This window comes from Acidovorax sp. (assembly GCF_047607405.1).
Taxonomy (GTDB): domain Bacteria; phylum Pseudomonadota; class Gammaproteobacteria; order Burkholderiales; family Burkholderiaceae_C; genus Acidovorax.
In genome coordinates this window covers 1-14,305 of sequence record NZ_JASGDA010000101.1, presented here as the reverse complement: position 1 = coordinate 14,305, position 14,305 = coordinate 1, and the positions used below count along the sequence as shown (strand labels likewise).

General features: G+C 67.8%; 12 protein-coding genes. 2 read left to right on the top strand and 10 right to left on the bottom strand.

What is annotated here, in order from left to right:
- From QM569_RS12145 to guaD, 4 genes are all read right to left on the bottom strand, one after another.
- A partial coding sequence (locus QM569_RS12145) for a DEAD/DEAH box helicase (RefSeq protein ID WP_414987495.1) occupies window positions 1-1,234 on the bottom strand: 1,234 nt, incomplete at its 3' end.
- Between the two features lie 110 nt (window positions 1,235-1,344).
- The gene (locus tag QM569_RS12140) at window positions 1,345-2,217 is read right to left on the bottom strand and encodes a neutral zinc metallopeptidase (RefSeq protein WP_414987494.1); all 873 of its coding nucleotides are present in this window, start codon (window positions 2,215-2,217) and stop codon (window positions 1,345-1,347) included.
- A gap of 62 nt (window positions 2,218-2,279) precedes the next feature.
- A complete protein-coding gene (gene dcd, locus QM569_RS12135) occupies window positions 2,280-2,846 on the bottom strand; it encodes a dCTP deaminase (protein WP_414987493.1) in 567 nt (188 codons plus the stop codon).
- Between the two features lie 56 nt (window positions 2,847-2,902).
- Entirely contained in the window at window positions 2,903-4,198 is a 1,296-nt protein-coding gene (gene guaD, locus QM569_RS12130) for a guanine deaminase (RefSeq protein ID WP_414987496.1), read from the bottom strand.
- Window positions 4,199-4,413: 215 nt separating this feature from the next.
- On the opposite strand from guaD, the gene QM569_RS12125 reads away from it, so the two are divergent.
- Entirely contained in the window at window positions 4,414-5,970 is a 1,557-nt protein-coding gene (locus tag QM569_RS12125) for an AAA family ATPase (RefSeq protein WP_414987492.1), read from the top strand.
- A 55-nt stretch (window positions 5,971-6,025) separates the two neighbouring features.
- On the opposite strand, the gene QM569_RS12120 is transcribed toward QM569_RS12125, so the two are convergent.
- The 6 genes from QM569_RS12120 to QM569_RS12095 form a co-directional block, all read right to left on the bottom strand.
- Window positions 6,026-7,078, bottom strand: a complete 1,053-nt coding sequence (locus QM569_RS12120) for an adenosine deaminase (protein ID WP_414987491.1) — start codon at window positions 7,076-7,078, stop codon at window positions 6,026-6,028.
- A 93-nt stretch (window positions 7,079-7,171) separates the two neighbouring features.
- Window positions 7,172-8,341 carry a BMP family ABC transporter substrate-binding protein gene (locus QM569_RS12115; RefSeq protein ID WP_414987490.1) on the bottom strand — a complete coding sequence of 390 codons (1,170 nt, stop codon included), beginning with the start codon at window positions 8,339-8,341 and terminating at the stop codon, window positions 7,172-7,174.
- 55 nt (window positions 8,342-8,396) lie between these two features.
- Window positions 8,397-9,317, bottom strand: a complete 921-nt coding sequence (locus QM569_RS12110; RefSeq protein WP_414987489.1) for an ABC transporter permease — start codon at window positions 9,315-9,317, stop codon at window positions 8,397-8,399.
- A complete protein-coding gene (locus QM569_RS12105; protein WP_414987488.1) occupies window positions 9,317-10,381 on the bottom strand; it encodes an ABC transporter permease in 1,065 nt (354 codons plus the stop codon). Before QM569_RS12105 ends, QM569_RS12110 begins: the two co-directional genes overlap by 1 nt.
- The gene (locus QM569_RS12100; RefSeq protein ID WP_414987487.1) at window positions 10,374-11,945 is read right to left on the bottom strand and encodes an ABC transporter ATP-binding protein; all 1,572 of its coding nucleotides are present in this window, start codon (window positions 11,943-11,945) and stop codon (window positions 10,374-10,376) included. Before QM569_RS12100 ends, QM569_RS12105 begins: the two co-directional genes overlap by 8 nt.
- A gap of 77 nt (window positions 11,946-12,022) precedes the next feature.
- The gene (locus QM569_RS12095) at window positions 12,023-12,955 is read right to left on the bottom strand and encodes a LysR family transcriptional regulator (RefSeq protein ID WP_414987486.1); all 933 of its coding nucleotides are present in this window, start codon (window positions 12,953-12,955) and stop codon (window positions 12,023-12,025) included.
- 72 nt (window positions 12,956-13,027) lie between these two features.
- Between QM569_RS12095 and xdhA the strand changes: the two genes are divergently transcribed.
- The coding region (gene xdhA / locus QM569_RS12090; protein WP_414987485.1) for a xanthine dehydrogenase small subunit at window positions 13,028-14,305 on the top strand (1,278 nt) is incomplete at its 3' end.

Sequence of the window (14,305 nt, the reverse complement as noted above, 5' to 3'; positions counted from 1 at the left end):
GCTCGCGGCGCTCGCGGGCGCTGCCCTCGTCCGCATCGCGCCGGGCGCGGGGGCCGTCGCTGAGGCGGCCGCCTTCGCGGCGGGGGCGCTCGTCCGCGTACTCCACGGCCTCGACCTCGATCTTCTTCTTGATGAGCTTCTCGATGTCGGCCACCAGCCGCGCATCGCTGCCCGACACCAGCGTGACGGCCAGGCCCGACGCCCCGGCGCGGCCCGTACGGCCGATGCGGTGTACGTAGTCCTCGGCGTTGAAGGGCACGTCGAAGTTGAACACTGCGGGCACGTCCTTGATGTCCAGCCCGCGCGCGGCCACGTCGGTGCAGACCAGCAGGTCCACTTCGCCCTTCTTGAAGGCTTCGAGCGCCTTCAGGCGCTCGTCCTGGCTCTTGTCGCCGTGCAGCGCGGCAGTCTTGAGGCCGTCGCGCTCCAGGTTGCGCGCCAGACGCGCGCAGCCGAGCTTGCTGTTGACGAACACGAACGCCTGCTTGACGCCGCGCGTGCGCAGAACATGGTGCAGGGCGCGGCGCTTGTCGTCGTCGCTGGCAGCGTAGAAGCGCTGCTCCACGGTGGAGGCCGTTTCGTTCGGGCGGGCGACCTCGATGGTGACGGGGTTTTGCAGGTAGCTGCCCGCCAGCCGCTTGATCTCGGGCGAGAAGGTGGCGCTGAACAAGAGCGTGGTGCGCTGCTTGGGCAGGTAACTCAGGATGCGCTGCAGGTCGGGCAGAAAGCCGATGTCCAGCATGCGGTCGGCCTCGTCGAGCACCACGTATTCCACCTGGTTGAGCACGGCGTTCTTGGCCTCGATGTGGTCCAGCAGGCGGCCCGGCGTGGCGACGAGCACCTCGACGCCCTTCTTCAGCTCCAGCGTCTGCGGCTTCATGTCGATGCCGCCGAAGACCACGGTGCTGCGCAGCTTGGTGTATTTGGCGTACAGCGCGATCTGCTGCGCCACCTGGTCGGCCAGCTCGCGCGTGGGCAGCAGCACCAGGGCGCGCACGGGGTGGCGCGCGGGCGAGGTGGAGCTGTTTTCGTGCTGGAGCAGGCGCTGCAGCAGCGGCAGCGAGAAGGCCGCCGTCTTGCCGGTGCCCGTCTGGGCGGCGCCCATCACGTCCTGGCCGGTCAGCACCACGGGAATGGCCTGCGCCTGGATCGGCGTCATGTTCTCGTAGCCCATTTCGGCTACGGCGCGCTGCAGCGGTTCGGCCAGCGCAAGGGTGGAGTAGGGTTGTGTCATCAACCCGGTATTGTCGCACCGGGCCGGGAAAGCCCCTAATCCGGGGGCAGCCGCTTCTTTTTTGATAGCTGCTGGCGCTTGCTCAGAAAGCGCCAGCGGCCTGTTTGCCACTAAATCGCGTTGGTCGAGAACGTGTCGCAGCCCTGCACGCTGCCCGTCTTGTAGCCCTGCGTGAACCAGCGCACGCGCTGCGCGCTGCTGCCGTGGGTGAAGGCGTCGGGCCGCACGGTGCCGGTCTGCTGGCGCTGCAGCTTGTCGTCGCCGATCTGCTCGGCCGCGTTGATGGCGGACTCGATGTCGCCCTGCTCCAGCCAGTTCTTGGCCTGCTGCGAATAGTGCGCCCAGATGCCCGCGTAGCAGTCGGCCTGCAGCTCCAGCCGCACCGAGAGCTGGTTCTGCTCGCGCTGGCTGATGCGCCCGCGCATGCCGTCCACCTTGCCCGTGGTGCCCAGCAGCGTCTGCACGTGGTGGCCCACCTCGTGCGCGATGACGTAGGCGCGGGCGAACTCGCCGGGCGCGCCGAGCTGGCGGCTCATGGTGTCGAAAAAGTCCATGTCCAGATAGACCTTCTGGTCGCCCGGGCAGTAGAACGGCCCCATGGCGCTCTGGCCCGTGCCGCACGCCGTGGGCGTGGCGCCGCGAAACAGCACCAGCTTCGGAGCCCGGTACTGCGCACCGCCGCCTTGAAAGACCTGCGCCCACACGTCCTCGGTGGACGCCAGCACGGTGGAGACGAAGGCCGCCTGCCGGTCGCCCTGCGGCGGCTTCTGCGCCGGGCCCTGCTGCACCTGCGGCGCGCCGCCGTCACTGCCCGCCAGCAGGCCGATGGTGGTCAGCGGGTTGATGCCGAACACGCCCCAGCCGATGAGCGCGACCACCACGGTGCCGATGCCGATGCCGCGCCCGCCGACGATGCCGCCGCCACCACCGCTGCTGCGGCGGTCTTCCACGTTGTCGGACTCACGATTGCCTTCCCATTTCATACCGTATCTCCACCACCTTCCCGACGAGGAAGGCCCAGCCGCGATGTTACGCGCCCGCCGGATCAAGCCTTGGGCAGCGTCACGCCCACCTGGCCCTGGTACTTGCCGCCGCGGTCGCGGTAGCTCACGTCGCAGACCTCGTCGCTCTCGAAGAACAGCACCTGCGCGCAGCCCTCGCCCGCGTAGATGCGCGCGGGCAGCGGCGTGGTGTTGCTGAATTCGAGCGTCACGTAGCCCTCCCACTCGGGCTCGAACGGCGTGACGTTGACGATGATGCCGCAGCGCGCGTAGGTGCTTTTGCCCAGGCAGATGGTGAGCACGTTGCGCGGGATGCGGAAGTATTCGACCGTGCGCGCCAGCGCGAAGCTGTTGGGCGGGATGATGCAGGAGTCGCCGTGGAAGTCCACGAAGCTCTTCTCGTCGAAGTTCTTCGGGTCCACCACGGTGCTGTGGATGTTGGTGAAGACCTTGAATTCGGGCGCGCAGCGGATGTCGTAGCCGTAGCTGCTGGTGCCGTAGCTGATGATCTTGCGGCCCTCGGCCTCGCGCACCTGGCCGGGCTCGAAGGGCTCGATCATGCCGTGCTGCTCGGCCATGCGGCGGATCCATTTGTCGCTCTTGATGGTCATGCTCGTTAGCTCACTTATTTGTAGCTGGTAGCGCTTGCCCATCAAGCGCCAGGGGCCTATTTTGCTTGAGAAATCACCGTCTGCTCCACCAGCCGGTCGTCCCCCAGCACGATCAGCGCGAACAGCAGCTCGTCCAAGCTGTGGGCCTGGGCCGTCTTGCGCGCCAGCAGCGGCGTGGCGCCGGGATTCAGCACCACGAAGTCGGCCTCGCAGCCCGGCTGCAGGTTGCCCACCACGCCGCCGAGCCCCAGCGCGCGCGCCGCGCCCGCCGTGTGCTGCCACCACAACTGGCCCGGCGTGAGCGACAGGCCCGGCTTGGTCTGCAAACCTTCGACGGTGGTGCGCCCCACGTAGTAGGCGGCCATCATGGTGTGGAACGGGCTGAAGCTGGTGCCCCCGCCCACGTCGCTCGCCAGCCCGTAGCGAAAGCCCACGCGGTCGGCGCCCGCGTAGTCGAAGAAGCCGCTGCCCAGGAACAGGTTGCTCGTGGGGCTCACCGCCGCCGCCGTGCCGGTGTCGCGCATCAGCGCCCGGTCGTCGTCGTCGAAATGGATGCAGTGCGCGTACACCGCGCGCTCGCGCATCAGGCCGAAGTCGTCGTAGATGGACAGGTAGCTGCGCGAGGCCGGGAACAGCTCGCGCGCCCAGCGCACTTCGTCCAGGTTCTCGGCCACGTGCGATTGAATCCACACGTCGGGGTAGCGCGCCGCCAGCTCGCCCGCGCCGCGCAGCTGCTGCGGCGTGCTGGTGGGCGCAAAGCGCGGCGTGATGGCGTAGCCCAGCCGGTCCACGCCGTGCCAGCGCTGGATCAGCGCCTCGGTGTCGATCAGGCTCTGCTGCGTCTCGTCGCGCACGCCATCGGGCGAGTGGCGGTCTTGCAGCACCTTGCCGGTGATCAGGCGCAGGTGCTGGCGCTGCGCCTCGGTGAACAGCGCATGCACCGACGCCGGGTGCGAGGTGGCAAACGCCAGCGCCGTCGTCACGCCGTTGCGCAGCAGCTCGCCGATGAAGAAGCGGGCCACCTGCTCGGCATAGTCCTGCGCGACGAAGCGTGATTCGTGCGGGAAGGTGTAGTTCTCCAGCCAGGGCAGCAGGCCGTCGGCGGGCGAGCCGATCACGTCCGTCTGCGGGTAGTGGATGTGCATGTCCACGAAGCCCGGCGCGATGATGCGCCCCGGCAGGTGTGTGACCGGCTGGCCCGCGTACCGGCCCGCCAGCGCCTGCCACGCGCCCGCCGCCTGCACGCGCTGGCGGCCTGCGGCATCGGGGCCCACGGCCAGCAGGCCGTCCTCGTCGTACAAGGCCGTGCCGTCATCGGCAAAGCGCAAAAGGGCGGAGCGGTAGATCTGCATGGTCGTCATGGTGCGGGAGCTTAGCCGCATGCGCCCCGGGCGCCATATGCGCGGCGCGATAGAGGCTATGCGGGGGCGGAGCGGAGTAGGCGCATTCCAAGGCACGCCGGCGGCAACGCTGTTTTCGGTGCCGAATTGCTCTATTATTGATAGCTGTCAGAGCATACTGAGTAAGCGATGGAGGCTATTTTTAATTGCCAGCCTACAATGCCCCCATGACGCGCAAGAGGCTCCCCATCGGCATCCAGACCTTCGCCAAAATCCGCGAAGGCGATGACCACTACTACGTGGACAAGACGCCGCTGGCGCTGCAGTTGATCGGGCAAGGCACGCATTTCTTCCTGTCGCGCCCGCGCCGCTTCGGCAAGAGCCTGTTCCTCGATACGCTCAAGGAACTGTTCGAGGGCAACGAAGCGCTGTTCAAGGGCCTGCACGCCGAAAAGCATTGGGACTGGTCGGTCAGATACCCCGTGCTGCGCTTCAGCTTTGGCGGCGGGGTGCTGGGCTCGGCGGCGGACTTGCAGGCCAGCCTGCATGCGCAACTGACCCGGTATGAGCAAGATCATGGACTGGCAGCGCAGTTTCCCGACGCGCGCAGCCGGTTTGCCGACCTGATCCGCCGCCTGGCCGAAAAAACCGGGCAGCGCGTGGTGGTACTGGTGGACGAATACGACAAGCCCATCCTCGACCGCATCGAAGACCGCGAGAAGGCCACCGAAATTCGCGAAGGGCTGAAGGACTTCTACAGCGTCATCAAGGACAGCGACGAGTTCATCCGCTTCGCCTTTCTCACTGGCGTCTCCAAGTTCAGCAAGGTCAGCCTGTTCTCGGGGTTGAACAACCTGCGCGACATCACCCTCACGCCAGAGTTCAGCGCCATCTGCGGCTACACCGATGGCGACGTGGACACGGTGTTCGCGCCCGAGCTGCAAGGGCTGGACAGGGACGAAATCCGTCGCTGGTACAACGGCTACAACTGGCTGGGCGAGCCGGTTTACAACCCGTTCGATCTGCTGCTGCTGTTCCAGGAGCGGCAGTTCCGCCCCTGGTGGTTTGAAACCGGCACGCCCACCTTCCTGGTCAAGCTGCTCACCGAGCGCCAGCAGTTCACGCCCGACCTGGAAACGGTGCAGGCCCCAGAGACGCTGCTGTCCACCTTCGACGTGGACACCATTCCCACCGAGGCGCTGATGTTCCAGGCGGGCTACCTGACCGTCGCCAGCGCCGAGACATACATGGGGGGTATGGACCTGGCGCTGCGCTACCCCAACCGCGAGGTAAAGACCAGCCTGAACCAGAGCCTGCTGGGTGCGCTGTGCGGCGACCTCATGAAGTCGTCGCGCAATGTGAGCCGACTGCGCAAGCTGCTGCAGGCCAACGACCTCGCGGGCCTGCAAGAGCTGTTCCACGCTTTTTTCGCCAGCATTCCGCACGACTGGCACCGCAACAACCCCATCGCGCAGTACGAGGGCTATTGGGCCAGCGTGTTCTACAGCTACTTCGCCGCGCTGGGGCTGGACATGCGGCTGGAAGACGCCACCAATCAGGGGCGCATCGACATGGCGGTGCGCGCCCACGGGCAGACTTGGTTATTCGAGTTCAAGGTGGTGGAACTGCTGCCCGAGGGCCGCGCCCTGCAGCAACTGCAGTACAAGGGGTATGCCGACAAGTACCGGGCCGACGGGCCGGTACATTTGATCGGCGTGGAATTCAGCAGGCAGGAGCGCAACGTCACCTCCTTCGAAATGCTGACGCTGGTGCAGCGCCAATAAATCCTGTTTTGATAGCTACCAGTGCTTGATGCGTAAGCGCTGGAAGCCATTTTGACTAGTAATCGTGTTCGACGAAGCGGTCGAACGCTTCCTTGAGCTGGTGCTCCCACGCGCGCTTGCTGCTCTCGGGGGCGAAGCTGGCCTCGAAGCTGTTGTGGGCGAGCTGGTAGGCGTGCCTGGCCGTGAGGCCGGTGGCGGCGAAGACCTGGGTGAAGTTCTCGTTGATGTAGCCGCCGAAGTAGGCCGGGTCGTCCGAATTGACCGTGGCGGCCAGGCCCGCGTCGAGCAACCGGCCCAGGTTGTGGTCGGCCAGGTGGGGGAAGACGCACAGCTTCTGGTTGGACAGCGGGCACACGGTGAGCGGGATGCGGTCGTGCGCCAGGCGCTGCATCAGCGCCTTGTCGTGGACGGCCTGCACGCCGTGGTCGATGCGCTCGGCCTTGAGCACGTCGAGCGCGCTCCAGATGTAGGCGGGCGGGCCTTCCTCGCCTGCGTGGGCGACCACGTGCAGGCCCTGTGCGCGGCAGCGGGCGAAGACGCGGGCGAACTTTTCGGGCGGGTGGCCAAGCTCGCTGCTGTCCAGGCCCACGCCGATGATCTTGCCAAGGTAAGGCTGGGCCTGCTCCAGCGTCTCGAAGGCGGATTCCTCGCTCAGGTGCCGCAGAAAGCACAGGATGAGCGCGGCGTCGATGCCGAACTGGCCGCGCGCGTCTTCGCAGGCGCGGTGCAGGCCGTGGATGACGGTTTCCATGGCGACGCCGCGCTCGGTGTGGGTCTGGGGGTCGAAGAAGATTTCGGCGCGCAGCACCTTGTCGGCAGCGGCGCGCTGCAGGTAGGCCCAGGCCATGTCGTAGAAGTCCTGCTCCTGGATCAGCACGCTGGCGCCCGCGTAGTAGATGTCCAGAAAGCTCTGCAGGTTGGTGAAGGCGTAGGCGCGGCGCAGCTCCTCGACGCTGGCGTACGGTATGGCGACGCCGTTGCGCTGGGCCAGGGCGAAGATCATCTCGGGCTCCAGCGAGCCTTCGATGTGGATGTGCAGCTCGGCTTTGGGCATGGCGCGCAGCAGTCGCGGCAGGCGCTCGGCAGGAACAGGGGGGACCTTGAACATCGTGGAAGCTCCTTCTTCTGTGCAGTGGCTACATGATGAACGAAAAAGGGCTGCCCGAAGGCAGCCCTTGTGTGGCACCGCGCTGGGCGCGGCTTACTTCTTGTCGCCGCCCGGCACCTTGCCTTCCACGCCCTTGACGTAGAAGTTGATGCCCGACAGGAACTTGTCGTCGGCCACGGTGTCTTTTTCGACCACGGTCTTGCCGGTGTTGTCCACGATCGGGCCCTTCCAGATGACGTAGCTGCCGTCCTTGAGGCCCGCCTTCACGGTCTCGACCTTGGCCTTGGTTTCGGCGGGCACGTCCTCGGCGATGGAGACGATGTCGATCACGCCCTCCTTCACACCCCACCACGATGCCTCGCCGCCCTTCCAGGTGCCGTCCAGCGCTTCCTTGGTGGCCTTGATGTAGTACGGGCCCCAGTTGATGATGGACGATGCCAGGTGGGCCTTGGGGCCGTAGGCGGTCATGTCGCTGTCCCAGCCGAAGGCGCGCTTGCCCTTTTCTTGCGCCGTCTTGAGCACGGCGGGCGAGTCGGTGTTCTGGAACAGCACGTCGGCGCCGCCGTTGATCAGACTGGTGGCGGCCTCGGTCTCCTTGGGCGGGCTGAACCATTCGTTCACCCACACGACCTTGGTCTTGATCTTGGGGTTCACGCTTTGCGCGCCCAGGGTGAAGCTGTTGATGTTGCGGATCACCTCGGGGATCGGCACCGAGCCCACCACGCCCAGCGTGTTGGTCTTGGTCATGGCGCCCGCGATCACGCCCGCCATGTAGGCGCCTTCGTAGGTGCGGCTGTCGTAGGTGCGGATGTTCTCGCCCTGCTTGTAGCCGGTGGCGTGCTCGAACTTCACGTCCTTGAAGTCGGGGGCGATCTTCTGGATGGACTCCATGTAGCCGAAGGTGGTGCCGAAGATCAGCTTGTTGCCCTGCGTGGCCATGTCGCGCAGCACGCGCTCGGCGTCGGCGGACTCCGGCACGCTCTCGACGAAGCTGGTCACCACCTTGTCGCCGAACTCCGCCTCGACGGCCTTGCGACCGTTGTCGTGCGCGAAGCTCCAGCCGCCGTCGCCCACGGGGCCGACGTAGGCGAAGGCGATCTTCAGAGGCTCGGGCTTGGGTGCGGGGGCTTCGGCCGCCGGAGCGGGCGCAGGCGCGGGCGCCGGTGCCGGCTCTTCCTTCTTGCCGCAGCCCGCCAGGGCGGCGGCGGCCACTGCGGACAGGGCAGCGACCTTGAGCAACGAGCGTTTCTGCAGATCAGTCATGTTGGTTCCTTCTGTTGAGGGAGAGGTGGTTGAAACGAAACGGCAATTATGTAACTTACGAGCCCGGATGGAACGGCTTGCCCAGCGAGGCGGGCATGTTCACGCGGATCCACACCGGGTTGCGCGAGATCAGCGCCAGCACCACGATGGTGGCCAGGTAGGGCAGCATGCTCAGCATCTGGCTGGCGACCTGCACGCCCGTGGCCTGCAGGTGGAACTGCAGCATGGTCACGCCGCCGAACAGGTAGGCGCCCAGCAGCACCCGCGCCGGGCGCCAGGTGGCAAAGGTGGTGAGCGCCAGCGCGATCCAGCCGCGCCCGGCCACCATGCCCTCCACCCACAGGGGGGTATAGACGGTGGAGATGTAGGCGCCTGCCAGCCCGCACAGCGCGCCGCCCGCCACCACGGCCATCAGGCGGATGCGGCGCACGGGGTAGCCCAGGGCGTGGGCCGACTCGGGCGACTCGCCCACCGAGCGCAGCACCAGCCCGGCGCGCGAGCGGTACAGAAACCACACCAGCGCCGCCGCGAGCAGCATGGCCAGATAGACCAGCGGGTGCTGCTGGAACAGCGCCGGGCCGACCAGCGGCAGGTCGCCCAGCACCGGCACAGGGTACTTGGGCGATTCGGGCAGCTTGGCCTGCACGTAGCCGATGCCCGCGAAGGCCGAGAAGCCCGCGCCGAACAGGCTGAGCGCCAGCCCCGTGGCGTACTGGTTGGTGTTGAGCCAGATCACCAGCACGCCAAAGAGGGCCGCCAGCACGGCCCCCGCCGCCATGCCCGCCGCAAAGCCCAGCCAGGTGTTGCCCGTGTGGACCACCGTGGCAAAACCAGCAATGGCGGCGCTGAGCATCATGCCCTCGGCCCCCAGGTTGACGATGCCCGCCTTCTCGTTGATGAGCAGGCCCAGCGCCGCGATGGCGAGCACCGTGCCCGCGCTGAGGGTCGAGCCGATGAGGAGCGCATACGAGTCCATCACTTCACCCCCTTCGCCCAGCGAATCCTGTAGGCAATCAATGTGTCGCAGGCCAGCAGCGTGAACAGCAGCAGGCCCTGGAACACGCCCGTGAGCGACTTGGGCAGCCCCAGGCGCGACTGCGCCAGTTCGCCGCCGATGTAGAACATGCTCATGAGGATGGCCGACAGGATCATGCCCACCGGGTGCAGCCGCCCCACGAAGGCGACGATGATGGCCGCGAAGCCGTAGCCCGCAGGCACGTAGGGCGTGAGCTGGCCGATGGGCCCCGCCACCTCCAGCGCCCCCGCCAGGCCCGCCGCGCCGCCCGACACCAGCAGCGCCACCCACAGCGCCCGGCGTGACGAAAAGCCCGCGTAGCGCGCGGCGGCGGGCGCCAGCCCGCCCACCTGCTGCGCAAAGCCCGCCCGCGTGCGGAACAGGAACACCCACAGCGCCCCCGCCCCGGCCAGCGCCAGCAAGAGGCCGATGGACACGCGCGAGCCCTGCATCAGGCGCGGTATCTGCGTGACCTTCTCGAACGTCTTGGTCTGCGGGAAGTTGTAGCCCATGGGGTCCTTCCACGGCCCATAGACCAGGTAGCCCAGCACCAGCGTGCCCACATAGACGAGCATCAGGCTGACCAGAATCTCGTTGGCGTTGAACCGGTCGCGCAGCAGCGCCGTCAGCCCCGCCCACGCCATGCCGCCCAGCACGCCCGCGAGCAGGATGGCGGGCACGATCCACGGCCCCGTGGTCTTGTCGGCCAGCAGCGCCACGCCGCCTGCCGCCACGGCACCGATGACGAACTGCCCCTCGGCGCCGATGTTCCACACGTTGGAGCGAAAGCACACGGCCAGCCCCAGCGCGATGAGCAAGAGCGGCGTGGCCTTGACCATCAGCTCGCCCACGGCGTATTGCGACTTGATCGGCTCCCAGAAGAACACCTGCAGCCCGCGCACCGGGTCCTTGCCCAGCGCGGCGAACAGGGCCACGCCGATCAGCACCGTGACGGCCAGCGCCAGCACGGGCGATCCATACGTCCACAGGCGCGAAGCCTGCGGGCGCGGTTCCAGCTTAAGCATGGGCGGCCTCCTCCGTCGTCGCCAGATGCGCCTGCACGTCGGCATGCCACAGGCCGCTCATCCATTCGCCGATGCGCTCCACCGTGGCATCGGCGCGCGCCACCGAGGGCGACAGGCGGCCCTTGGCGACCACGTGCAGGCGGTCGCAGATCTCGAACAACTCGTCCAGCTCCTCGCTGACCACCAGCACGGCGCAGCCCGCGTCGCGCAGCTGCAGGATGGCGCCGCGTATCTGCGCCGCCGCGCCCACGTCCACGCCCCAGGTAGGCTGGGAGACGATGAGCAGCTTGGGGTTCGCGTCGATCTCGCGCCCCACGATGAACTTCTGCAGGTTGCCGCCCGACAGCGACCTGGCCGCCGCGTTCGGCCCGCCCGCCTTCACGTTGAAGCGGGCGATGATGTCCTGCGCCTGCCGTTGCAGCGCGCCCAGCCTGATCCAGCCGCCGCCCGACACGGCGTTGGTGCGCGTGAGCAGCAGGTTGTGCGCCAGGCCCATGGTGGGCACGGCGCCCCGGCCCAGGCGCTCCTCGGGCACGAAGTGCAGGCCCAGGGCGCGGCGGCGCACAGGGCCCATGCGGCCTGCGTTCTGTCCTGCCACCTGGATGCTCGCGGGCTCGGCGCGCGTGTCCTCGCCCGACAGGGCGTAGAGCAGCTCCTTCTGCCCGTTGCCCGACACGCCCGCGATGCCCACCACCTCGCCCGCGTTCACCTCGAAGCCCACGTCGATCAGGTCCACCCCGAACTGGTCGGCGCGCGGCAGCGACAGGCCCTGCACGCGCAGCACGGTGGCGCCGGTCTGCACGGTGCGGTGCGTCAGCTCAGGCGGCTCGGCGCCGATCATCAGGCGCGACAGGGAGGCGTTGGACTCCTCGGCCGGGTTGCACACGCCCGTCACCCGGCCAGCCCGCAGCACCGTGCAGGCGTTGCACAGCGCGCGGATTTCGTGCAGCTTGTGGCTGATGTAGAGGATGCTGCAGCCCTCGCTGGCGAGCTGGCGCAGCACCACGAAAAGCTTTTCGACCGCCTGGGGGGTGAGCACCGAGGTGGGTTCGTCCAGTATCAGCAGCTTCGGCGCGGTGAGCAGGGCGCGGATGATCTCCACGCGCTGCATCTCGCCCACGGAGAGCGTGTGTACCGGGCGCAGCGGGTCGATGTCGAGGCCATATTCCGCCGCCTTGGCGGTGATGCGCTGCGTGACCTCTGCCAGCGACAGGCTCTTGTCCAGCCCCAGCCACACGTTCTCGGCCACCGTCAGTGTGTCGAACAGGCTGAAGTGCTGGAACACCATGGCGATGCCCAGGTGCCGCGCCTCCTGCGGGTTGCGCACCTGCACGGCCTGGCCGTTGAAGAACACGCTGCCCTCGTCGGGCTTGACCGAGCCGTAGATGATCTTCATCAGCGTGGACTTGCCCGCGCCGTTCTCGCCCAGCACGGCATGGATCTCGCCGGGCTGCACGGTCAGCGAGACGCCGCTGTTGGCCACCACGGCGGGGTAGCGCTTGGTGATGCCCGCAAGCTGCAGCCGGGGCGGCGGCGCGGTGGACGATGGTGAGGGTGGATTCATGCGGGTTCGCCTCTCTGCAGTGGCTCTATTTTATGAATGAAAACACCTTCCAGCGCTTATCTGACTTGCACAAGCAGCTATTCTTTTCGTAGCGAAGATGCCGTGGCCTTCACGCACTCGCGCAGCCACGCCGCCGCCGCCGAATGGTGCGTGCGCGCGTGCCAGAGCTGGTAGTACATCAGGCGCGGGAACGGCACGGGGCACGGCAGGATCGCCAGCGGGAGCTGCGCCGCGTAGCGCTCGCAGTACTGGCGGCCCGTGGTCAGCACAAGCAAGCTCGATGCCACGATGCTCGGTATCAGGCCGAAGTGCGCGCAACGCGCCGTGATGTTGCGCACCAGGCCCTGGGCGCTCAGGTGGTCGTCGATCACGCCGCGCGCGCCGGGGTGCGTGGGCGTGGGGGCGATGTGCTCGGCGGCCAGCCAGTGCTCGGCGTCCCAGCCGCGCCGCACGGCGGGGTGGTCCCGGCTGACCAGGCACACCACCTCGTCGCCGAACAGGCGGCCCATGTGCAGGTCGCCGGGCGGCTCGGGCCAGTTGCCGATCACCACGTCCACCTCGCCCTGCGCCAGGTGCGCGTGGTAGTGCGCGTCGGCCGACAGGGGCAGTATCTCGATGGCGCACAGCGGCGCCTCGGCCTTGATGCGGGCCACGAGCTGGGGCAGAAACAGCGGGTCCAGGTAGTCGCTGGCCGCCACGCGGAAGGTGCGGGTGGACGTGCGCGGGTCGAACCCCCGCGCGTCGGAGAACAGCGCCTCTGCCGCGCGCAGGATGGCCCCTGCGGGCTCCACCATGCGCAGCGCGGCGTCGGTGGGCATCATGCCCGCGCCCGACCGCACCAGCAGCGGGTCGCCCGACAGCTCGCGCAGCCGCTTGAGCGCAGCCGACACCGCAGGCTGGTGCATGCCCAGGCGGACGGCGGCCCTCGATACGCTGCGTTCAGTGAGCACGGTGTGCAAGACCCTTATGAGATGGAGGTCTATCTTGTCGAAAAGGGCATGGTCTCTCATAGCGGTGCGTGCATTGATGTCATAAGCTTGTGCTTATGCCGGGCGCCGCCGGGCGCCCTACCCTCAGATGCCATGACCACCCGCCCCCTCAGATTCATCCGCCGTGGCCAGCCCATGGCGCTGACCAATGTACCACCCGACCGCACGCTGCTGGAGGTGCTGCGCGAGGACCTGGGCTGCACCGGCACCAAGGAAGGCTGCGGCGAAGGCGACTGCGGCGCGTGTACCGTGGTGCTGGGCGAGGCGCGCGGCGGCAGGCTGCACTACAGCGCCGTCAACAGCTGCATACGCCTGGCGCATTCGGTGGACGGCATGGCGCTGTGGACGGTGGAAGACCTGGCGCACGACCCGCTGATCCAGCCCGCCGCAAACACCGCCCCCGCCCTGCACCCGGCGCAGGAGGCCATGGTGCAGTGCCATGGCTCGCAGTGCGGCTTTTGCACGCCGGGCTTCGTGATGAGCCTGTTCGGCATGTACCAGAACCATGTCTGCAAGGGCGAACGCATCACCCGCCAGTTGGCGCAGGAAGAACTCTCGGGCAACCTGTGTCGCTGCACCGGCTACCGCCCCATCCTGGACGCCGCGCAGCACATGGCCGCCCTGCCCGCCATGGCCGTCAACGAGGCTGAATTGCTACAAAAACTGGAGCTGCTCGCGCTTGACCAGCAAGCGCCAGAGGCCGATTTGGCTTATATCTCCCCCACCACCCTGCCCGCCCTGCTCGCCGCCCGCGCCGCGCACCCGGGCGCGCAGGTCGTGGCGGGCTGCACCGACGTGGGCCTGTGGGTGACCAAGCTGCACAAGCAGTACGCGCAAATCCTGGACGTGACCCGCGCCGCCGAGCTGCGGCAGATCCATGAAGACGCGCACCACATCGCCATCGGCGCCGCCGTGTCGCTGACCGATGCGTTTGCCGCGCTCGTGCGCCAGTGGCCGCAGTTGCACACCTTCTCCACGCGCTTCGCGGGCCTGCCGGTGCGCAACTCGGGCACGCTGGGCGGCAACGTGGCCAACGGCTCGCCCATCGGCGACTCCATGCCGCTCCTGATCGCCCTGCGCGCCCAGGTGGTGCTGGCCAGCCACGCGCGCGGCGAGCGCACGCTGGCGCTGGAAGACCTGTACACCGGCTACCGCCAGAACGTGATGGCGCCAGATGAACTGCTGGTGCGCATCGTCGTGCCGCGCCCGGGGGTCACGGAGGTGCTGCGCGCTTACAAAATCTCCAAGCGCTTCGACGACGACATCTCCGCCGTGTGCCTGGCCATCCACCTCGACATCGACGGCGACGTGGTGCGCCGCGCCAGCCTCGGCGCGGGCGGCGTGGCCGCCACCCCGGCGCGCGCGCGCCAG